Source organism: Pseudomonas sp. 5C2, assembly GCF_034314155.1.
Lineage (GTDB): Bacteria > Pseudomonadota > Gammaproteobacteria > Pseudomonadales > Pseudomonadaceae > Aquipseudomonas.
In genome coordinates this window covers 941,381-961,865 of sequence record NZ_JAVIWH010000002.1, presented here as the reverse complement: position 1 = coordinate 961,865, position 20,485 = coordinate 941,381, and the positions used below count along the sequence as shown (strand labels likewise).

Annotated in this window: 17 protein-coding genes; 12 read left to right on the top strand and 5 right to left on the bottom strand. The window is 58.2% G+C overall.

Features of this window, described 5'->3' with window-relative positions; translation table 11 throughout:
* Window positions 1-91: 91 nt before the first annotated feature.
* Window positions 92-2,362 carry a bifunctional 23S rRNA (guanine(2069)-N(7))-methyltransferase RlmK/23S rRNA (guanine(2445)-N(2))-methyltransferase RlmL gene (gene rlmKL, locus RGU44_RS05115; RefSeq protein WP_322179464.1) on the bottom strand — a complete coding sequence of 757 codons (2,271 nt, stop codon included), beginning with the start codon at window positions 2,360-2,362 and terminating at the stop codon, window positions 92-94.
* Between the two features lie 579 nt (window positions 2,363-2,941).
* Between rlmKL and rmf the strand changes: the two genes are divergently transcribed.
* A complete protein-coding gene (rmf, locus tag RGU44_RS05110; RefSeq protein ID WP_080290409.1) occupies window positions 2,942-3,157 on the top strand; it encodes a ribosome modulation factor in 216 nt (71 codons plus the stop codon).
* A 113-nt stretch (window positions 3,158-3,270) separates the two neighbouring features.
* Here rmf and RGU44_RS05105 read toward each other — a convergent pair whose 3' ends face one another.
* Entirely contained in the window at window positions 3,271-4,305 is a 1,035-nt protein-coding gene (locus RGU44_RS05105) for a quinone-dependent dihydroorotate dehydrogenase (RefSeq protein ID WP_322215937.1), read from the bottom strand.
* A 219-nt stretch (window positions 4,306-4,524) separates the two neighbouring features.
* On the opposite strand from RGU44_RS05105, the gene RGU44_RS05100 reads away from it, so the two are divergent.
* The 11 genes from RGU44_RS05100 to cobA all read left to right on the top strand — a co-directional run bounded on the left by RGU44_RS05100 (window position 4,525) and on the right by cobA (window position 17,801).
* Window positions 4,525-5,664, top strand: coding sequence for an S-type pyocin domain-containing protein (locus tag RGU44_RS05100; RefSeq protein ID WP_322215935.1), 1,140 nt, complete (start codon window positions 4,525-4,527; stop codon window positions 5,662-5,664).
* Window positions 5,665-5,679: 15 nt separating this feature from the next.
* Window positions 5,680-5,919, top strand: a complete 240-nt coding sequence (locus RGU44_RS05095; protein ID WP_322179467.1) for a pyocin S6 family toxin immunity protein — start codon at window positions 5,680-5,682, stop codon at window positions 5,917-5,919.
* A gap of 14 nt (window positions 5,920-5,933) precedes the next feature.
* Window positions 5,934-6,101: a pyocin S6 family toxin immunity protein gene (locus RGU44_RS24915; RefSeq protein ID WP_369125136.1), complete on the top strand. Its 168-nt coding sequence runs from the start codon at window positions 5,934-5,936 to the stop codon at window positions 6,099-6,101.
* 261 nt (window positions 6,102-6,362) lie between these two features.
* The gene (locus tag RGU44_RS05090; RefSeq protein ID WP_322215933.1) at window positions 6,363-7,574 is read left to right on the top strand and encodes a CmpA/NrtA family ABC transporter substrate-binding protein; all 1,212 of its coding nucleotides are present in this window, start codon (window positions 6,363-6,365) and stop codon (window positions 7,572-7,574) included.
* Between the two features lie 14 nt (window positions 7,575-7,588).
* Entirely contained in the window at window positions 7,589-8,164 is a 576-nt protein-coding gene (locus RGU44_RS05085) for an ANTAR domain-containing response regulator (protein ID WP_322179469.1), read from the top strand.
* 206 nt (window positions 8,165-8,370) lie between these two features.
* Entirely contained in the window at window positions 8,371-9,582 is a 1,212-nt protein-coding gene (locus RGU44_RS05080; protein WP_322179470.1) for a nitrate/nitrite transporter, read from the top strand.
* Window positions 9,583-9,590: 8 nt separating this feature from the next.
* Complete coding sequence (locus tag RGU44_RS05075; protein ID WP_322217749.1) at window positions 9,591-11,249, top strand: bifunctional protein-serine/threonine kinase/phosphatase; 1,659 nt, start codon at window positions 9,591-9,593, stop codon at window positions 11,247-11,249.
* Window positions 11,250-11,541: 292 nt separating this feature from the next.
* Entirely contained in the window at window positions 11,542-13,986 is a 2,445-nt protein-coding gene (gene nirB / locus RGU44_RS05070; RefSeq protein WP_322215929.1) for a nitrite reductase large subunit NirB, read from the top strand.
* Window positions 13,983-14,300: a nitrite reductase small subunit NirD gene (gene nirD / locus RGU44_RS05065; RefSeq protein ID WP_322179472.1), complete on the top strand. Its 318-nt coding sequence runs from the start codon at window positions 13,983-13,985 to the stop codon at window positions 14,298-14,300. The genes nirB and nirD overlap by 4 nt, the downstream gene beginning before the upstream one ends.
* Window positions 14,300-17,029: a molybdopterin-dependent oxidoreductase gene (locus RGU44_RS05060; RefSeq protein WP_322215927.1), complete on the top strand. Its 2,730-nt coding sequence runs from the start codon at window positions 14,300-14,302 to the stop codon at window positions 17,027-17,029. The genes nirD and RGU44_RS05060 overlap by 1 nt, the downstream gene beginning before the upstream one ends.
* Window positions 17,030-17,042: 13 nt before the next feature.
* Window positions 17,043-17,801 carry a uroporphyrinogen-III C-methyltransferase gene (gene cobA / locus RGU44_RS05055; RefSeq protein ID WP_322215925.1) on the top strand — a complete coding sequence of 253 codons (759 nt, stop codon included), beginning with the start codon at window positions 17,043-17,045 and terminating at the stop codon, window positions 17,799-17,801.
* 89 nt (window positions 17,802-17,890) lie between these two features.
* Here the strand turns inward: cobA and RGU44_RS05050 are convergent, their stop codons facing one another.
* The 3 genes from RGU44_RS05050 to RGU44_RS05040 all read right to left on the bottom strand — a co-directional run bounded on the left by RGU44_RS05050 (window position 17,891) and on the right by RGU44_RS05040 (window position 20,484).
* Complete coding sequence (locus RGU44_RS05050; RefSeq protein WP_322179475.1) at window positions 17,891-18,871, bottom strand: OmpA family protein; 981 nt, start codon at window positions 18,869-18,871, stop codon at window positions 17,891-17,893.
* A gap of 107 nt (window positions 18,872-18,978) precedes the next feature.
* Window positions 18,979-19,569 (bottom strand): RNA polymerase sigma factor SigX, encoded by a 591-nt coding sequence (sigX, locus tag RGU44_RS05045; protein WP_322179476.1) that lies wholly within the window; start codon window positions 19,567-19,569, stop codon window positions 18,979-18,981.
* Window positions 19,570-19,659: 90 nt separating this feature from the next.
* Entirely contained in the window at window positions 19,660-20,484 is an 825-nt protein-coding gene (locus tag RGU44_RS05040; RefSeq protein ID WP_219060226.1) for a mechanosensitive ion channel family protein, read from the bottom strand.
* Window position 20,485: the final 1 nt, after the last annotated feature.

Genomic DNA, 20,485 nt, shown 5'->3' with positions numbered 1-20,485 from the left:
GGCTCAGTTATAGCCATTTGCCACCAGTTTGCCTAGCCCCACGTGAGTTCCCCCCCTAACTAATTAAGCCAGGGGGGGGCGTATCGCGGGTTCAGCGGGCTGTAATACGCCATGCACGGTGAATCTTGCTGTTGCGAGCAAAGTCCGGGTCAACGGTTTGCGCCGTAATTTCTTCGACCGCATAGCGCTCGCTAAGATTCTCATCGAGCTGGAACTTGCGGAAATTGTTGGAGAAGTACAACACACCGCCCGGCGCCAGACGCGCCATCGCCAAGTCAAGCAACTGCACCTGATCGCGCTGCACGTCGAAGATCCCTTCCATACGTTTGGAATTGGAGAACGTCGGCGGGTCGATGAAAATCAAGTCGTACTCGTCACGACTTGCTTCCAGCCACGCCATGACGTCGCCCTGCTCCAGACGGTTCTTGTCAGAGAAACCGTTGAGCGACAGATTACGTCGAGCCCAATCCAGGTAGGTCTTGGACAGATCCACACTGGTGGTTGTGCGTGCGCCACCCTTTGCCGCATGCACACTCGCGGTCCCCGTGTAGGCGTACAAGTTCAGGAAGCGCTTGCCCGCGGCCTCACGCTGAATGCGCATGCGCATCGGCCGGTGATCGAGGAAAAGCCCGGTATCCAGGTAGTCGGTCAGGTTCACCAGCAGTTTGACACCGCCTTCGCTCACCTCAAGGAACTGTCCTTGGGCGCTCTGGCGTTCATACTGCTTAGTGCCGCTCTGGCGCTCACGGCGCTTGATCACCACCCGGCTCTTGTCGATATTCAATGCTTGGGGAATCGCTGCCAGCGCATCGAACAGACGGGCCGACGCCTTTTCCGGATCGATAGTCTTGGGCGCGGCGTATTCCTGAACGTGAACCCAATCGTGGTACAAATCGATGGCCAACGCGTACTCGGGCATGTCGGCATCGTAGACCCGATAGCAATCAATGCCTTCACGACGGACCCACTTGCCCAGCAATTTGAGGTTTTTCTGCAAGCGGTTGGCAAACATCTGCCCGCCTTCACTCAACCGCGCCTGTTCAATAACCGGCTCAGGTTTGCGAATGGGGTTGCCGTTCTTGTTGTACTTTTCGTACTTGCCGGGCGCTTCGACTTCAACCGATACATCCGCCTCGATCTGCTCACGCTCAATCTGACGCTGCTCAGGTGTGCGGCGCTCGCCGGTGACGAACTGATCCGGCTGAACCTTGATCAGCAATAATTTGCACGGCAAGGCGCCGTTCCAGAAGGCATATTGCTTGTGGCTGCGAATACCCATGCGCTTGCCCAGATCCGGCGCGCCGGTGAACACCGCCGCTTCCCAGTTCAGGCATGCCTGACGCAGACGTTCGCCGAGGTTCTGGTAGAGATAGAGCAAGCTCGCCTCATCACCCAGACGTTCGCCGTAAGGAGGGTTACAGATGACCAACCCTTTCTGGTTCTGATCGGGACGTGGCTCAAACGTCGCGACTTCGCCCTGATAGACCTTGACCCACTCACTCATGCCTGCGCGTTCAATGTTGTTGCGAGCGGGCTGAATCAGGCGTGGATCGGCTTCATAACCGCGAATCCACAGCGGTGGCTTGGCCAGACCGATATCGGCCCGCGCCTGCGCCTCTTCGTGCAGTTTCTTCCACAAGGCAGGGACGTGCCCGAGCCAGGCCGAAAAACCCCAGCGTTCGCGCTTGAGGTTTGGCGCGATATCCGCAGCCATCATCGCCCCTTCCACCAGGAAGGTGCCGACGCCACACATCGGGTCTGTCAGCGCGCCGCCTTGAGCAGCGATGCGCGGCCAGCCGGCCCGCACCAGAATCGCTGCCGCCAGGTTTTCTTTCAACGGCGCCGCACCCTGCTGCAAGCGGTAACCACGTTGGTGCAAACTGTGTCCAGACAGGTCCAATGACAGAATCGCCTCGCCGCGGTCCAGGCGCAGGTGAACGCGCAAGTCCGGGTTGAGCTTATCGACCGAAGGACGCAGGCCCGACGGGGTACGCAGCTTGTCGACGATCGCATCCTTGACCTTCAGCGCACCAAAGTGGGTGTTGTCGATCCCCGAACCGTTACCGCTGAACTCCACCGCGAGACTGCCTTCAGCGTCCAGGTGATCTTCCCATTCGACATCGAGTACACCGTGATACAGGTCCTCGGCATCTTTCATCGGGAACCGCTTGAGCACCAGCAACACCCGGTTGGCCAGGCGCGACCAGAGGCACAGTCGATAGGCCGTCTCCATGTCGCCCATGCCACGAATGGCCGAGGTGTGCTCGCGGGTCTCCTCGAGGCCAAGCCCGGTGGCTTCCTCAGCGAGCAAACCTTCGAGGCCCTTGGGGCAGGTAAGAAAGAGTTCGTAACGGTCCGACATGGGTAATCCAGGGCCTTAAGCGATAAGCGGCGGGGCAACGCATTGCCCGACCAGATTTTAAACAGACGCCTTTCTTGGAGACCGCCTGCGTGGCACACATATTGTGCCGGTCCACCGTCATCGGCGCGTTGCGTCGATGCAGCAGTCAGTCCATCAGCTTGGTGGCCAAAAGACAATTGATCGTTCGATCATCGACCATTTAGGTTGAAGGTCGCTGTAATAAAAAGTCACATCCTGACCCTTCGTCGTTTTACGGCTGAAAGCAATCCGCCATCATTCGCGTTTGAAAAACCGTATCGGCCTTCATTCAAAGCCTCGGCTCAGGGGGCCTGTGGCAAAAAAAACCTGCGAATGAGTGTCATGCTTATGGCATTACCACGCCAATAGTTACGTTCTTATGACAAAACGATCATTCACAGAGCTAAGCGCATTGGTTAGAACTCGTCACAGGTTGTCACCGCAACGGTGACAACACCAAGCCCGCGACGCCGGCAGCGGGCACCAACGGCAGAAGATTCTGCCCGACCTCAACATGAGGTCATCAGGGACATTACAGTCAACAAACGAGGGCAACACCCTATGAGAAGACTTAAGCGTGATCCGTTGGAAAGAGCATTTTTACGCGGATATCAATTTGGTGTTCATGGTAAATCCCGTGAGCTTTGCCCCTTTACTCTACCGTCGGTACGCCAAGCCTGGATCAATGGCTGGCGAGAAGGACGCGGCGACAACTGGGACGGTATGACCGGCACTGCGGGTATCCACAGACTCAACGAACTTCACGCGGTCGGCTAATCAGGTACATTCCGATCAAGTTTTTTTAAAATTTTGAAAGATGACCTAAACCATGCACGCCCCACCCGGGCGGCGGGCTAAAGCCCAAGGGGTTCCGTCAAGGAACCCCTTTTTTATGCGCTGTGCCGGGACGACATCCCCGCTATTGCATCAACCGACTGGCGAATCAACGCAGGTCCTTTATAAATAAAGCCCGAATATATCTGCACCAGACTCGCACCTGCAGCGATTTTCTCAGCCGCATGCTTGCCTTCTGTGATCCCACCCGCCGCAATGATCGGCAACCGCCCGGCCAATTCACCCGCCAGTACTCTGACCGTATGGGTACTCTTTTCACGAACCGGCGCGCCCGACAGGCCACCTGCTTCGTCCGCATGGGGCAACCCTTCAACACCTTTGCGACTGAGCGTGGTGTTGGTCGCAATCACCGCATCCATGCCTGATTCAACCAGCGCAGCAGCGACCTGCACGATTTCTTCATCCGTCATGTCAGGCGCAATCTTGATGGCCAGCGGCACGCGCCTGCCGTGTTTTTGCGCCAGGTCCTCCTGACGCAGGCGCAGGGCTTCGAGCAATTGCTTGAGCGAGTCACCGAACTGCAGACTGCGCAAGCCAGGCGTGTTCGGCGAACTGACATTCACGGTCACGTAGCTGGCATGGGCATAGACCTTATCCAGACAGATCAGGTAGTCGTCCACGGCGCGCTCTACCGGGGTATCGAAATTCTTGCCGATGTTGATCCCGAGGATGCCGCGGTACTTGGCAGCCTGTACCCGGCTGATCAGGTGATCGACACCCAGATTGTTGAAACCCATCCGGTTGATGATTGCCTCGGCATGCGGCAGACGGAAAATCCGTGGTTTCGGATTGCCCGGCTGTGGGCGCGGGGTCACGGTGCCGACTTCGACAAAACCAAAGCCCAACTGCGCAAACCCATCGATCGCCGTGCCATTTTTGTCCAGCCCCGCGGCCAACCCGACCGGGTTAGGGAAGTTCAGGCCCATGACCGTTACCGGTAACTGCGCAGGCGCCTTGGTAAACAAACCATTGAGCCCCAAACGCCCGCCCGCGCCGATCAGATCCAGCGACAGGTCATGGGAGGTCTCGGGGGAGAGTTTGAACAATAACTGGCGGGCCAGGTTATACATGGGCGGGATTGGCTCGTGAGCGGCTGAATTCAGGGCAGCGATTATAGACGGGCTAGGGCTCATAGGCGAGTTCGAACTTGCAGCGCGCTTGCCCTGTGCCCTTTCTGAAACGGCAAGCGCATTGGCGAGTCTGAAACTTCAGGTTACCAAGTCACATTGACCGGAACCAGGCTGAGCGACAGCTCTCCGGCTCGACACAAAGTGATACAGGGACTTGTCATGAGCAAGGACAACTCAAAAAAAACTTTCGACAGTTTTTTCGCATCAAGCCGGAATCTTCCGAACGGTGGTGGCTCGTGGGCAGCCTGGAATAAACCCTCTGAGCCAGAGCGGATTTACATCGCCGAAGATCGATGGCCGCCCCCCAAAAAACGTACAGACCTAGTCTTTGCCAAGTCCTGCATTTCTGGCAAATGGTGCCGCACTGAAGCCGGTACCGCCCCAGAGCCCACCTCAAACTTCGGCAACGTGATGGTGGCGGGTGCCATGCTTATTCCATCTGCCAACACCGCTATAGCAACGGCCCTCGGTGCCGATCTGGCGCTGGGTCGAATGGCCGGTGGCGGCATCATGCAGCGGGGGCTTAATTGGGCAATACGCGGCGCGGGCGGCCCTGCCAGCATTTTCATACTGGGGATGCTCCCGGCCAAAATGGGCGACGGCACACTCTACACCGACAATCAGTTGCGCAACATGACTCACGCGCCCACGCGTGTGCGCTTCCAGTTCCGCCGCGATGCCGAGGGCGCGCTGCAGGTCTACGGCATCCATACCGGCGCCTCGGGCGACGACACAGTACGCACGGTGCAGGCCACGTGGAACGCCGACAAAACCGCGATGGAGACCAAGCTCAACGGCATCACCATTCTCTGGACCCCGCGGCGCAGCGGACTGGTACAAATGCCGCCGCTGGTTTATCCCGACAACAATGGCGGACGGTTGGGCACTATCCTGGTCCACCCGATCCCCGAAGGCACAGACTCGCAGATTGAAGGCCTTCCCGGAGAGGACATCACCACCGACGACTGTATTCTGGTGTTTCCAGCAGATACGGGGCTGAACTCGCTGTATTTGGTGCTTTCAAAGCCTGCTGGCGGGGGTGATATCAAGTACCACAAGCCGCCATTGGTGTTGCCTGCATTTCCAGATACCTTTCCTGTTAAATCCAAAAGCAGCGTTCAGGGTGGTGGAGGTATGCGTAGCCGCTGGAAAGACCGCAAGGGCCGAATGTACGAGTGGGATAGCCAGCACGGCGCTGTTGAAATGTACGATCCGCAGGGGAAACACCTTGGTGAATTCAACGCGGAAACGGGCGAACAAACCAAGCCAGCAAAACCCGGCAGAACCACACCAAAATAGGATATGAGGCCAATTATGTTTTTATGGATCAGTGGGTTTTTAAAAGGCGATGATGAGGACGACTCGTTAAAATACGACCTCACCATTCAGCCTGAGCATGAAGCCGCTGTAATGGGAATTCTTGGCTGGAAAAATATGAATGAGAGCCCAGATGGGGAATGGTTGCTAACCAGCAAACAAGCACAGCAGATAGCCGTAGCGATCAATGAGCAATTGCCAATGGGACTAGACCTGTTTATCGGAGTACGGGCATAGCCGTAGGTCCCATCTTGATCCATGACATTTATCGTAATCAGTGGATTTTATCCCGAACCCAATCCGGAAATTCATTGCAGTACGAAAGAGCTGTACCGCAAGAGTTAGAGTCAGCAGTACTCGCCGCAATGGGGTGGGCGTCCCTGACGGACGTGCCTATGGGCGAAAACGATCTAACGTAAGGTCAAGCCGTAGCGGTAATGGCGGCACTCAGTGAGCCCATCAAAGATGACTTGATGTATTGCATTGGACTTTACAGCTAGCGCACTACAGGTCATGTGTCGCGGCAAGGATGGCATATGCCTTGCACATCCCACCGTTATCTACACTCGTTCCAACGGCGGAGCGAGGCATCGGACAATGGCGTCGTGACTGTCTTTGCTTGTGCAAAAGACTGCACGATGCTTTTTTATGGATGGCGCTTTGACCATGAATAAATCGGCATGAACACACTACCGAACAACGCTCTAGCCTGGGTCGCAGGCAGCGACGCGCCGGAAAAAAATACCATCGACCTGGGCTTCATGGCCCTGACCGACTGCGCACCACTGGTGGTTGCAGCCACCCAAGGGTTTGCTCAGCCCTATGGCTTGACCCTGAACCTGAAACGCCAATCGTCCTGGGCCAATCTGCGCGACAAGCTGGTGAGTGGCGAACTGGACGCCGCTCATAGCCTTTACGGGCTGATCTATGCGGTGCAATTGGGAATCAGCGGCTCCGTGAGCACCGACATGGCGGTGCTGATGGGCCTGAACCAGAACGGGCAAAGCATCAACTTATCCAAAGCGTTGCAGGACGCGAACGTGACCAGTCCTGAGGCGCTCGATCGGTACGTGCACCAAAGCCGTACAAAACTGACGTTTGCCCAGACCTTCCCCACCGGCACACATGCCATGTGGTTGTACTACTGGCTCGCGAGCCAGGGCATTCATCCGCTGAACGACGTCAACAGCGTCGTCGTGCCGCCGCCACAAATGGTCGCGCACCTGCAAGCCGGGCGTATCGACGGCTGCTGCGTCGGCGAACCCTGGTGCGCCAGCGCGGTGAATCAAGGCCTTGGCTTTACCTTGGCGACGACGCAGACGATCTGGCCCGACCACCCGGAAAAAGTGCTCGGCTGCACCCGTGAGTTTGTCGAGCAGTACCCCAATACCGCACGGGCGCTGGTCATGGCAGTGCTGGAAGCCAGCCGCTTTATCGAACAAAACGATGAAAATCGGCGCAGTACCGCGCAATTGCTCAGCGGCAGCGATTACTTAGATACGCCGGTGGATTGCATAGAACCACGCCTCATGGGGGATTATGCCGACGGTCTCGGTAATCGCTGGCATGACCTGCATGCCGTGCGCTTTCATGGCGCAGGCGAGGTCAACCTGCCTTACCTGTCCGACGGCATGTGGTTCATGACCCAGTTCCGGCGCTGGGGCCTGTTGCGCGAAGACCCTGACTATCTTGGGATCGCCACGCAAGTACAGCAACTGAAGCTGTATAGCCAGGCAGCGGCCGCTGTCGGCGTTGCAGTCCCTGAGTCTGCCATGCGCAGCAGCCAGCTGATTGATGGCAAAGTCTGGGACGGTAGCGACCCCACGGCCTATGCACACAGCTTCAAGCTGCACGCGCTGGCCGATGCCGTCCCCACCCGTGTCAGTCGCTGAAGGAAGTCGCGAACATGCTGCGTATCCTGCTGATAAATGACACGGCAAAAAAAGTCGGACGTCTCAAGGCCGCACTCAGCGAGGCCGGTTTCGAGGTGATCGACGAGTCCGGGCTGACCATCGACTTGCCTGCACGGGTAGAGGCCGTGCGCCCCGACGTCATTTTGATCGACACCGAATCCCCCGGCCGAGACGTGATGGAGCAAGTGGTACTGGTCAGCCGCGATCTGCCGCGCCCTATCGTGATGTTCACCGATGAGCACGACCCGCTCGTCATGCGCCAAGCCATCAAATCCGGGGTCAGTGCCTACATCGTTGAAGGTATCAATGCCCAACGACTGCAACCGATTCTGGACGTGGCCATGGCCCGCTTTGAGAGCGATCAAGCGCTGCGTGCCCAATTACAGGCACGCGACCAGCAATTGGTGGAGCGAAAACGCATTGAATTGGCCAAAGGCCTGCTGATGAAAATGAAAGACTGCAAAGAGGAAGAGGCCTACACCCTGATGCGCCGCCAAGCCATGAGCCGCCAGCAGAAGCTGATTCAGGTGGCTGAGCAGATCATTGCCATGAGTGAGTTACTGGGATGAATTGACTGCTATCACGCGCTGCGCGAGAGCAATCCCCTGATGATGGCCCGGCTTTTGCTTCAGAGATTACACAGGTAGCCAACGGCGGTTGCCCCACTTACGACAAAGACGTCGCATACCCCTCTCGCAAACGCGAATCGGGTTGCGGCGTTTTTTTTTGCATTCGGGCCTCAGGCCACCACTCTTTTTTGCAGATGAGGTGTTCAATGAATACAAGCTTCTGGAAAGCCGGCCATAAGCCGACTCTGTTCGCAGCCTTCCTGTATTTCGACCTGAGCTTCATGGTCTGGTACCTGCTCGGCCCAATGGCCGTACAGATCGCCGGCGATCTGCACCTGACCACCCAGCAGCGCGGATTGATGGTCGCGACGCCGATTCTGGCGGGTGCCTTTCTGCGCGTATTCATGGGTCTGCTTGCGGACAAATTGTCGCCCAAGACGGCCGGCATCATCGGTCAAGTGGTCGTCATTAGTGCGTTGTTGACGGCCTGGCAGCTGGGCATTCACAGCTATGAGCAAGCCTTGCTGCTCGGAGTGTTCCTCGGCATGGCAGGCGCCGCGTTCGCAGTCGCCCTGCCGCTGGCCTCGCAATGGTACCCGGCCGAGCATCAAGGCAAGGCCATGGGCATTGCCGGTGCAGGCAATTCCGGCACCGTGTTCGCCGCCCTGATCGCCCCCGCACTGGCCTTGGTCTTTGGTTGGACCAACGTGTTCGGCTTCGCCCTGATTCCGCTGATCCTGGTCCTGATCGTTTTTACCTTGATGGCCCGCAACTCCCCGCAACGGGCCAAAACAAAATCCATGGCTGACTATATGAAAGCCTTGGGCGACCGTGACACCTGGTGGTTCATGTTCTTCTACGCAGTGACCTTCGGTGGCTTCATTGGCCTGGCCAGCGCCCTGCCCGGCTATTTCAACGACCAATACGGCCTGAGCCCGGTGACTGCAGGCTACTACACCGCAGCCTGTGTGTTCGGTGGCAGCATGATGCGCCCACTGGGCGGTGCTCTGGCGGACCGGTTCGGCGGGATTCGTACCTTGTCGGGGATGTACGCAGTAGCGGCCATCGGTATTGCGGCTGTCGGGTTTAACCTGCCCAGCTCTTGGGCTGCCCTGGCCCTGTTCGTTTCGGCAATGCTTGGCCTGGGTGCCGGCAACGGTGCAGTGTTTCAGCTGGTGCCACAGCGCTTTCGTCAGGAAATCGGTGTCATGACGGGCTTGATCGGCATGGCCGGTGGCGTGGGCGGCTTCCTCCTGGCAGCCGGTCTGGGTGCAATCAAGCAGAACACCGGCGACTACCAAATGGGTTTGTGGCTGTTCGCCAGCCTCGGTGTGTTGGCCTGGTTCGGCCTGCATAACGTCAAACGCCGCTGGAGAACCACATGGGGCTCGGCAGCGGTGACGGCGGCACGGGTTTAACCTCTCCGATGAGCTTGCAACTGAGCTTCGCCCATTTCAGCGCCAGCGGTCCGCGCACGGAAAATCAGGATGCGGGTCGCTTGGTGACGCCGATGCCGGCACTGGCGGCGAGCAAGGGCTACCTCTTCGCCCTCGCCGACGGTGTCAGCCATTGTGCCGACGGCGGGCTGGCGGCCCGCTCGACCTTGCAGGCACTGGCGCTGGATTACTACGCCACCCCGGAAACCTGGGGTGTCGCGCAGTCGCTGGACCGCCTGTTGCTGGCACAGAATCGCTGGCTGCAGGCCAATGGCCTGCTGACTACCTTGAGTGCCATCGTCTTACGGGGCCGGCGTTTCACCCTGGCCCATGTCGGCGATTGCCGGGTTTACCGCTGGCACGCGGGGCAACTGCTGCGCGTCAGCGAGGACCACGTCTGGGAACAACCGGACATGCAACACGTCCTCAAGCGCGCGCTGGGACTCGATCAATACGTGGTCATGGACTACCTCGACGGCGAACTGCGCGAGGGCGAGCGCTGGCTGATACTCAGTGATGGCGTGTGGTCGACGCTCAGCGAAGCCAGCATCAGCTCAATCCTGCGTGAGCAGGACAATCTCGATAACGCGGTGCAGACCCTGGTCAGCGCCGCGCACCTGGCGGGCAGTCAGGACAACGCCAGCGCCCTGCTGATTCAGGTCGATGGGCTGGGGCAGGATAACCTTGGCGACACCCTGATCCAGCTTCAGCAATGGTCAATACCTCCCGCGCTGAAGCCAGGCCAACGGTTCGAGGGCTGGCAGGTGGAAACGGTACTCGGGCAGTCGCGGCAATCCCTGCTATACCGGGTCCGCGATCAGCAGCAACAGCCCTGGCTACTGAAAACCCTGCCTGCAAGTCGTCATGCCGAAAGTAATGCCGGACAAAGCCTGCTACTGGAAGAGTGGTTCTTGCGGCGCGTGGCCGGACGGTTTTTCCCTGAAATACATCCCGCCCCCGAACGTCAGCATTTGTATTACGTGATGCGCGAATACCCCGGTCAGACCCTGGCCCAGGTGTTCGAGGAAAACGGTCCACTGCCGTTGCCGCAATGGCAGGATATGGCCATAAGCTTGCTGCGCGCCCTGGGTCTACTGCATCGGCGCAACATCGTGCATCGCGACATCAAGCCGGAGAACCTGCTGCTCGATGACGGTGGCGAGCTGCGCGTGCTGGATTTCGGCCTGGCGTATTGCCCCGGTTTGTCAGTCGATACCGCCAACGACTTACCCGGCACACCCAGCTATATCGCCCCCGAAGCTTTTGACGGCGTAGCACCCAGTGGACAACAGGACTTATACAGCGCCGGAGTGACCCTGTATTACTTACTCACCGGGCACTATCCCTATGGCGAAATCGAAGCGTTTCAACACCCGCACTTTGGCGTGGCGGTTCCAGCCAGTCGCTATCGACCGGACGTACCGGACTGGCTGGAGCGCAACCTGAGCCGGGCGCTGAGCGCAGACCCGACCCAGCGTTATGAGACCGCCGAAGAGTGGTTATTGGAACTGGAGCAGGCCGAACTGACCACGCTCAAGGTCAAGCCCAGACCGCTGCTGGAACGGGAGCCGCTGAAGGTATGGCGAGCACTGGCGCTGACGTCGTTGCTGGTGAATCTGTTGCTGATTATCTGGATCTTGCGTGGATGAGGTGGCGACCCAAGATCGCACCACTTGCGCGCAATCCGCGTTAAAAGAGTGCAATCAACCCCGCACAACGCCTGGAAAACCCCCGTAATCATGGGCGCCCACCGACTTGGCACAACCACTGCATTAGGTTCATCAAGCAATTTATAAAGTGTCCGCTTTCAACGACGAAAGCTGCACTTCCCGAGAGAACGGGACTGGACAAAGGCGTCCTCGCTAGGTGACTAGCGGGACGCCTTTTTTTTGTTTGCGCGGAACTTGTCGAGCACGCCCCTCGTGGTATCTCGGAGGCACTATGAAAAAAATCAAACTGGTGATGATTGGCAACGGCATGGCCGGCGTTCGCACCCTCGAAGAGCTGCTCAAACTGAGCGCCGACCTGTACGACATCACCGTGTTCGGCGCAGAGCCACACCCCAATTACAACCGCATTCTGCTGTCGCCAGTATTGGCCGGCGAGCAAACGTTCGATGAAATCGTGCTCAACGATTTGAGCTGGTACCTGGAAAACAACATCCAGCTACTGCTCAACCGTAAAGTAGTGAAAATAGATCGCGCCAAGCGCCTGGTAATCGCCGACGACGGCACCGAAGCCCACTATGATCGTTTGCTGATCGCGACCGGCTCGACCCCCTTTATCCTGCCAATCCCTGGCAATGACCTGCAGGGTGTGATCGGCTACCGCGACATCGCCGACACCCAGACCATGATCAACACCGCCAAGACCCACACCCACGCAGTGGTGATTGGTGGCGGCCTGCTCGGCCTCGAGGCCGCCAACGGCCTCAAGCTGCGCGGCATGCACGTGACCGTGGTGCACATCGGCGAATGGCTGCTGGAACGCCAACTGGACCAGACTTCCGCGCATTTACTGCAAATGGAATTGGAAAAACGCGGCCTGACGTTCCGCCTGAAAGAACAGACCCAGGCACTGCTCGATGACGGCAAAGGCCGGGTGAAAGCTGTGCAATTCAAGAACGGCGATGTGATCCCTGCTGATCTGGTGGTCATGGCTGCCGGCATCCGCCCCGCCACCGAATTGGCCGAACAGGCTGGCATCCCCTGCAACAGGGGGATTCTGGTCAACGACACCCTGCAAACCTACGACCCGAGCGTGTATGCCATCGGCGAATGCGCCAGCCATCGAGGTATTGCCTACGGACTGGTGGCGCCGCTGTTCGAACAGGCCAAGGTCTGCGCGAACCACCTGGCGCAACTGGGCTTTGCGCGCTATCAAGGCTCGGTGACCTCGACCAAGTTGAAAGTGACCGGCGTCGACCTGTTTTCCGCTGGCGACTTCATGGGCGGCGAAGGCACCGAAACCATCACCCTGTCCGACCCGATTGGCGGGGTCTATAAAAAGCTGGTGATCAAGGATGACATCCTGGTCGGTGCCTGCCTGTATGGCGACACCGCAGACGGCGGCTGGTACTTCCGGCAAATCCGCGAAAACCATCAGATCAATGAAATCCGCGACCACCTGATGTTCGGCGAAAACGCCTTGGGCGATGTCGGCCACCAGGGCCAGGACAAAGCCATGAGCATGGCCGACAGTGCCGAAGTCTGCGGCTGCAATGGGGTCTGCAAAGGGACCATCGTCAAGGCGATTCAGGAACATGGCCTGTTCAGCGTCGATGACGTGAAGAAGCACACCAAGGCAGCCAGCTCATGCGGTTCTTGCGCCGGTCTGGTGGAGCAGATTCTGATCAACACCGTGGGCGGCGCGGCGGACGTCAAACCGAAGAGCGAAAAAGCCATCTGCGGTTGCAGCGACCTGAACCATGGACAAATCCGCAAGGCCATCCGCGATCAGCATCTGCTGACCATCACCGGCGCCATGAGTTACATGAACTGGCGCACCCCCAACGGCTGCGCCACCTGCCGTCCAGCGCTGAACTATTACCTGATTTCCACCTGGCCAGGCGAGGCAAAGGATGATCCGCAATCGCGCCTGATCAACGAACGCGCTCACGCCAATATTCAGAAAGACGGCACTTATTCGGTGGTACCGCGGATGTGGGGCGGAGTGACCAACCCGTCCGAGCTGCGCCGTATTGCCGATGTCGCCGACAAGTACAACGTGCCCATGCTCAAGGTCACCGGCGGGCAGCGTATCGACCTGTTGGGGATCAAGAAGCAGGATTTGCCGGGTGTCTGGAAAGACCTCGACATGCCTTCTGGGCATGCCTACGGCAAATCGATCCGCACGGTGAAGACCTGTGTCGGCAGTGAGTTCTGCCGCTTTGGCACGCAGAACTCGACCCAACTGGGTATCGAACTCGAGCACGATCTTTTCAATATGTGGTCACCGCACAAGGTCAAACTGGCCGTGTCCGGATGCCCGCGCAACTGTTCGGAAGCCGGGATCAAGGACGTCGGCATCATCGGCGTCGACTCCGGCTGGGAGATGTACATCGGTGGCAACGGCGGGATCAAGACCGAAGTCGCCGAATTCTTCGTCAAGCTGAAAACCGCTGAAGAAGTCCGCGAATACAACGGCGCCTTCCTGCAGCTGTATCGCGAAGAAGCATTCTACCTGGAGCGCACCGTGCACTACCTGCAGCGGGTCGGCATGGAGCACATCAAAAAAGCAGTGCTGGAAGATCACGATAACCGCCGGGCCCTGAACGCGAAATTGCAGTTCTCACTGTCATTCGAGCAGGACCCATGGAAAGAGCGCATCAAGCAACCGCTGCTGAAGAAAGAATTCGAACGCATCCCTGTGGAGGTGCTGGCATGAACTGGCTCGATATCTGCGCTCTGGAAGACATCAACCCACTGGGCTCGCGCATCATCGAAGGGCCCAAGGGGGACATCGCCATCTTTCGCACCAGCGACGATGAAGTCTTCGCCCTCGACGACCGTTGCCCACACAAAGGCGGCCCATTGTCTCAGGGGTTGATCTATGGGAAGCGCGTAGCGTGCCCGCTGCACAACTGGCAGATCGACCTGGAATCGGGTGCAGCGCAGGCGCCCGACGTGGGCTGCACGCACACACACTTGGCCCGGGTAGAGAACGGCCGCGTGCAACTGGCATTGAAGGAAGCAGCATAATGCGCCCACCCGCCGCTACAACGCAGATCACCGCGTCGACCTGCTGTTATTGCGGAGTCGGCTGTGGCGTGCTGATCGAACATGACAACGAGCGCATTCTCGGCGTCAGCGGCGATCCCCGGCACCCGGCCAACTTCGGCAAATTGTGCAGCAAAGGTTCAAGCCTGCACCTGACCGGCGACTTGACGGCTCGGGCGCTGTACCCGGAACTGCGCCTGGGTAAATCCTTGGCCCGCAGCGTCACCGATTGGGACACAGCGCTTGACCACGCGGCCAACGTGTTCGCCGACACCATTCGCGAACACGGCCCGGACAGCGTTGCGTTTTACGTCTCCGGGCAACTGCTGACCGAGGACTATTACGCGTTCAACAAACTGGCCCGGGCACTGGTCGGCACCAACAATATCGACAGCAACTCGCGGCTGTGCATGTCTTCCGCAGTGGTCGGCTACAAACGCAGCCTGGGTGCAGACGCACCACCGTGTAGCTACGAGGACATTGAGCTCAGCGATTGCGTGCTAATCGTTGGCAGCAACATGGCTTATGCCCACCCGGTGCTCTTCCGTCGGCTGGAAGAAGCGAAAAGCCAGCGGCCGGACATGAAAATAATCGTGGTCGACCCGCGCCGCACAGACACCTGCGAACTGGCGGACTTGCACCTGGCGATCCAGCCCGGCACCGATGTCGCGCTGTTTCACGGCATCCTGCACCTGCTGCTTTGGGAGGACTGGATCGATCGCAGCTTTATCGATCAGCATACCCAGGGCTATGCAGAGCTAAAAACCCTGGTGCGCGATTACACCCCGCAAATGGTCGCCGAAATCTGCGGCATTCCCGTGGAGCAACTGCACGCCTGCGCGCAATGGATTGGCACCGCCCCGAGCTTTCTGTCGCTGTGGTGCATGGGTTTGAATCAGTCCACCTCGGGTAGCGCCAAGAACAGCGCACTGATCAACCTGCATTTGGCAACCGGGCAAATCGGCCGTCCCGGCGCAGGCCCCTTCTCTCTCACCGGTCAGCCCAACGCCATGGGCGGCCGCGAAACAGGCAGCTTGTCCAATTTGCTGCCGGGCCACCGCGAAGCGGCCAACGCCACGCATCGCGCAGAGGTTGCCGCGTATTGGGGGGTCGATGCGTTACCCGACTCTACCGGCCTGACCGCCATCGAGTTGTTCGAGCAATTGCAGGCGGGCAAGATCAAGGCCCTTTGGATTGCCTGCACCAACCCCGCGCAGTCGTTGCCCGATCAACAGAAAATTCAGCAAGCGCTGACCACGTGCCCCTTTGTGGTCCTGCAGGAAGCCTTTCGCACCACCGAAACCTGCCGCTTTGCCGACCTGCTGTTGCCTGCGGCGAGTTGGGGCGAAAAAGAAGGCACGGTCACCAACTCGGAACGACGCATCTCTCACGTGCGCCAGGCGATACCGGCCCCCGGCCAGGCACGCGCGGATTGGGCGATTACCGTGGACTTCGCCCAACGCCTGGAACAACGGCTACGTCCAGGCACGCCCAGCCTGTTCGCGTTTGATCAACCTCAAGCGCTGTTCGATGAATACAAACAGCTGACGCGCGAGCGTGATCTGGATCTGTCGGGCATCAGCTATGCCGTGCTCGATCAACAAGGCCCACAACAATGGCCCTTCCCAGCCGGTGCCCGGACAGGAACACCGCGCTTGTATGGCGACGGCATCTTCCCCACCGAGTCGGGCCGCGCCAACTTCATTGCCGAACCCTACAGAGCCGCCAAGGAACTGCGTGACGCACGCTTCCCGCTGACCCTGAACACAGGGCGCCTGCGCGATCAATGGCACGGCATGAGCCGTACAGGCACCGCTGCCCGGTTGTTCGGCCATGTCAGCGAAGCCGTATTGAGCTTGCACCCTGACGAGATGCGCCGCCATCGCCTGCAAGCGGGCGATCTGGTAAGTCTGAAAAGTCGTCGCGGTAGTTTGATCGTACCCGTCAGCAGCGATGACAGCGTACGACCAGGCCAGGCGTTTTTGCCGATGCACTGGGGTGATCGCTTTCTCAAGGGAGGCGTTAACATCCTCACACAACCGGCGTTCGACCCACTGTCCAAGCAACCGGAGCTCAAGCACACCGGTGTGCGCATTGAGGCAGTGACGTTGCCGTGGCAACTGTTTGCGCTGGTCGAAGGCGACGTACAAGCTCATCTTGAAGCCCTGCGCCCGCTGTGCGAAAACTTTGCCTACGCCAGCCTCAGCCTGGCCGGTCGCGAGCGTCCTGCTCTGCTGATCCGCGCTGCCAGCACCCAAGCGCCGGACAATCAATTACTCACACAGATCGACCAGCTACTTGGCCTGAATGAAGGCCCGGTACTGTCCTATGACGACCCACGCCGCTCTATTGGCAAGCGGGTGCGCATCGAAAATGGCCGAATCACCGCCATCCGCCTGGCCGGGGAAACCATCGCCCAGCATTGGCTGCAGAACCTGTGGCTGGAAGGCCGCGCCGATGAACAACTGCGCCGCTGGCTCCTAGCGCCGATCAGCACCCCACCCGGTAACGCAGCGGCCACGCCTCACAGCAGCAAAACCTTGTGCAACTGCATGAATGTCAGCGAAAGCGCTGTGCTAGCCGGGATTGGTCGCGGACTTGATCTGATTGAGCTGAAAACACAACTGGGCTGCGGTAGCCAATGTGGCTCATGCGTACCGGAAATCAAACGACTGCTGGCGGCCAACCCGCTGCCAATGGCAATTAGCTAATGAGGGCTGCAGCATGAGCGCAAAAGTCTGGCTGGTGGGCGCAGGCCCTGGTGACCCTGAACTGCTTACGCTCAAGGCCGTGCGGGCCTTGCACGAAGCCCAGGTGGTGTTGATCGACGACCTGGTCAATTTTGCGATACTGGAACACTGCCCTACAGCTCGAGTGATCGCCGTCGGCAAGCGCGGCGGCTGTCGCTCGACACCTCAGGCCTTCATCCATCGACTCATGCTGCGTTATGTCCGACAAGGCAAGTGCGTGGTGCGACTTAAAGGTGGCGACCCGTGCATCTTCGGACGCGGTGGCGAAGAAGCCGAGTGGCTGAGGGCGAAAGGGGTTGAGGTCGAACTGGTCAACGGAATCACTGCCGGACTGGCCGGAGCAACTCAGTGCGGTATATCTCTGACTTTGCGTGGCGTCAGTCGTGGCGTGACCCTGGTCACCGCTCACACGCAGGACGACAGCAGCCTGAATTGGCAAGCGCTGGCACAAAGTGGCACGACACTGGTGGTCTACATGGGCGTCGCCAAACTGTCAGAAATACGCGACAACCTGCTCGCGGGTGGTTTGGCTGCGAACACGCCTGTGGCCATGATCGAAAACGCCTCACTGCCCCATCAACGCGAATGCCGTAGCACGCTGGCTGACATGCAGCTGGACGCCGTCGCCTTCGAACTGAAAAGCCCGGCGATTCTGGTGATTGGAGAAGTGGCGGGGGGCTACAACTCTGCGGGAGCCGATGTGTTGGCGAATAGCCTTAAGCACTGTGGCTGACCTACCGCACACAACGAGGCATCAAAGCATCAAATCGCAGACAAAGAAAAGCCCGGCCAAAGCCGGGCTTCTCTTGAAGCGGGGGCTAATTACTTAGCTTGAGCTTCTACTTGAGCTTCTACGCGACGGTTGATAGCGCGGCCAGCGTCAGTTGCGTTATCAGCAACTGGGCGGGATTTACCATAGCCAACCGAATTCACGCGGTTAGCACCAACACCGTACTGGTTAACCAGAACCTGTTTGACAGCGCTTGCACGCTTCTCAGACAGTTTTTGGTTGTAAGCGTCAGGACCGACGGAGTCAGTGTGACCTTCAACAGTAGTGCGGGTCTGTGGGTACTGCTTCATGAAGTCAGCGAGGTTCTTGATGTCGCTGTAGCTGTTAGGCTTGACAACGGCTTTGTTGAAGTCGAACTTCACGTCCAACTCAACACGTACAACCTCAGCAACAGCTGGTTCTGCAACGGGTGCTGGCTCTGCAGCAACTGCCTCTGGAACCGGTGCCGGAGCTGGCTTGGAGCCACCGCCGAAGTTCACACCCAGACCGATGGTAGGAGCGTAGTCCCACTTACCGTTGTCCAGTTTGTACGAAGCGTCAACGCCAGCACGAGCGTACAAGTTGTCAGTGATGTACCACTTGGCACCGCCACCGACTGTAGCGAATGTGGATTGGTCACGACCCGAATGGCCATCAGCCTGCACGTTGGTCAAGCTCTGGTGAGCGAAACCACCGGAAACGTATGGACGAATAGCGTCACCAACAGTACCGAAGTGGTACATACCGGTCAGAGAAGCTTCGTCGCCGCGAATTTTCTGCCAGTTGGTGTTGTTGTTCGAGCGCGTGTAATTGGTTTTGTCGTAGCCCAAAATCACTTCGACGTCATCGGTCAGGAAGTAGCCGATGGAAGCACCAGGATTGTAGCCATCCTCAACGTCGTCGACGCTACGGTTGAAGTGTTTCTGGTAGAACAGCTCACCCTCGACCGCGCCTTGGCCTTGTGCCAGAACGCCGAACGAAGTCACGGCTACAATAGAACCAATGGCAATGCCCAAGGTGTTTTTCAGTTTCATCCGTTAAATCCCCATCTGGTGATTGTTAAGCGATCCTTCGTACTGAAGGACAGCTCGTCGGCAAGTCTATCAGAACTTACCAGCACGTTAGAGATATTTGCCACGACTTAAGTTTCAGTCATGCCTGCAAATTTCTCACGTAGTTTATCAAGAGCCCGTTTATAGCGCATTTTTGTGGCGCTCAAGCCCATGTACATAATATCCGCGATCTCCTGAAATTCCAGCTCTGCGACAAAGCGTAGCACCAAAATCTCCCGATCAATCGGGTTCACATACACAAGCCAACGATCAAGGCTGCCCCGTTCTTCAGGAGTAGGCGCCTTCTCTTCAGCCGCCTCCTCAAGTGGGTCCAGGCTCAACGCGTCCATCAAGCGACGCTTCCGCCGTTCCTTTCGGTACTGCGTAATGCATTCGTTGTAAGTGATGCTGTAGAGCCAGGTCTTGAACTTCGACTTACCTTCGAAATTTTTCAGCCCGTACAACACTTTCAGCATCACTTCCTGACAGACATCGTCAGCATCGCGATCGTTCCCTAAATAACGCGCGCACACGTTAAAAAGGGTCCTTTGGTAGCGCCGCATCAACTCTTCGTATGCGCGCGTCACATGAAACAGCTCGACGTGCGCCCGCGCCACCAACTCCTCATCGGAGAGTTCGCGGGGGTCGTAGCGCATGGACAGCGATTGGGGTTTATTCAAAACAAGTCGTGCCGACAGTCAGGTCAATGTCCGCCACTGCCGATGTTTCCGGCAATTTGGTGGCGGCATACATTAGCAGGATTCGCCGTGTTAGCGGCTGCTCACTCGCTGCTCGAGGAGGATTCGGTTGGACAATGACACCAACTCTCCCTCATCGGTCAGCAAGGTTGTTTTCACCGTGCCAATTTCTTCGATCTGCCCTTCGACCTCGCCCACACGCACTTGTTGCCCAACCTGATACAACTCCCGCACATAAATTCCCGCCAGAATCTGTCCGGCGATTTCACGACTTCCAAGCCCCATTGCCAACGCAACGGCCAGACCAACGGTAATCAAACCGATCACAATCACGTGGTTAAGCAGGTCTGTTTTGACCTCTAACTGGCTGATTGCGACTGAAATACTAATGATAATGACCAGCCCTTGAGCGATGCGCCCAAGGCCAGCAGAATAGTCGAGGCCTACGCCTTCAGCCGCGCCACGCACCAGGCCATTGGCTAATTGCGCCAGCAGTACGCCCACAAGCAGCACCAATGCCGCGCCAAATACCTTCGGCAGGTACAGGGCCAACATGTCCAGGGTCGCAGATACGCGCTCCAACCCAAGGGATTCAGCGGCTGACACAAGAAAAATCAGTAACACGAACCAATAGACGATTTTGCCGACCAGGGTCGAAATCGGTACCTGAACACCCGCCCGCGCAATCAACTTGGTCAACCCGGTGCCGCCCATTAGGCGATCCAGACCCAGCTTGGCGAGCAATTTAGACAGCAGCGTGTCGAGTAATTTGGCAACAACAAAGCCCAGCAGCACCACAATGAGGGCGCCGAACAGGTTCGGAATAAAGTTTGCAACTTTGGTCCACAACACAGTCATGGCGGTCACAAGGCTCTGCGTCCAGAGGTTCAATTCCATG

Coding starts and splice junctions, on each gene's coding strand:
- RGU44_RS05075 (WP_322217749.1), top strand. CDS start 9,591: ATGAGCTTGCAACTGAGCTTCGCCCATTTCAGCGCCAGCGGTCCGCGC.
- RGU44_RS05095 (WP_322179467.1), top strand. CDS start 5,680: ATGTTTTTATGGATCAGTGGGTTTTTAAAAGGCGATGATGAGGACGAC.
- rmf (WP_080290409.1), top strand. CDS start 2,942: ATGAGAAGACTTAAGCGTGATCCGTTGGAAAGAGCATTTTTACGCGGA.
- RGU44_RS05085 (WP_322179469.1), top strand. CDS start 7,589: ATGCTGCGTATCCTGCTGATAAATGACACGGCAAAAAAAGTCGGACGT.
- nirD (WP_322179472.1), top strand. CDS start 13,983: ATGAACTGGCTCGATATCTGCGCTCTGGAAGACATCAACCCACTGGGC.
- nirB (WP_322215929.1), top strand. CDS start 11,542: ATGAAAAAAATCAAACTGGTGATGATTGGCAACGGCATGGCCGGCGTT.
- rlmKL (WP_322179464.1), bottom strand. CDS start 2,362: ATGTCGGACCGTTACGAACTCTTTCTTACCTGCCCCAAGGGCCTCGAA.
- RGU44_RS05040 (WP_219060226.1), bottom strand. CDS start 20,484: ATGGAATTGAACCTCTGGACGCAGAGCCTTGTGACCGCCATGACTGTG.
- RGU44_RS05050 (WP_322179475.1), bottom strand. CDS start 18,871: ATGAAACTGAAAAACACCTTGGGCATTGCCATTGGTTCTATTGTAGCC.
- RGU44_RS05060 (WP_322215927.1), top strand. CDS start 14,300: ATGCGCCCACCCGCCGCTACAACGCAGATCACCGCGTCGACCTGCTGT.
- cobA (WP_322215925.1), top strand. CDS start 17,043: ATGAGCGCAAAAGTCTGGCTGGTGGGCGCAGGCCCTGGTGACCCTGAA.
- RGU44_RS05105 (WP_322215937.1), bottom strand. CDS start 4,305: ATGTATAACCTGGCCCGCCAGTTATTGTTCAAACTCTCCCCCGAGACC.
- RGU44_RS05090 (WP_322215933.1), top strand. CDS start 6,363: ATGAACACACTACCGAACAACGCTCTAGCCTGGGTCGCAGGCAGCGAC.
- RGU44_RS05080 (WP_322179470.1), top strand. CDS start 8,371: ATGAATACAAGCTTCTGGAAAGCCGGCCATAAGCCGACTCTGTTCGCA.
- RGU44_RS05100 (WP_322215935.1), top strand. CDS start 4,525: ATGAGCAAGGACAACTCAAAAAAAACTTTCGACAGTTTTTTCGCATCA.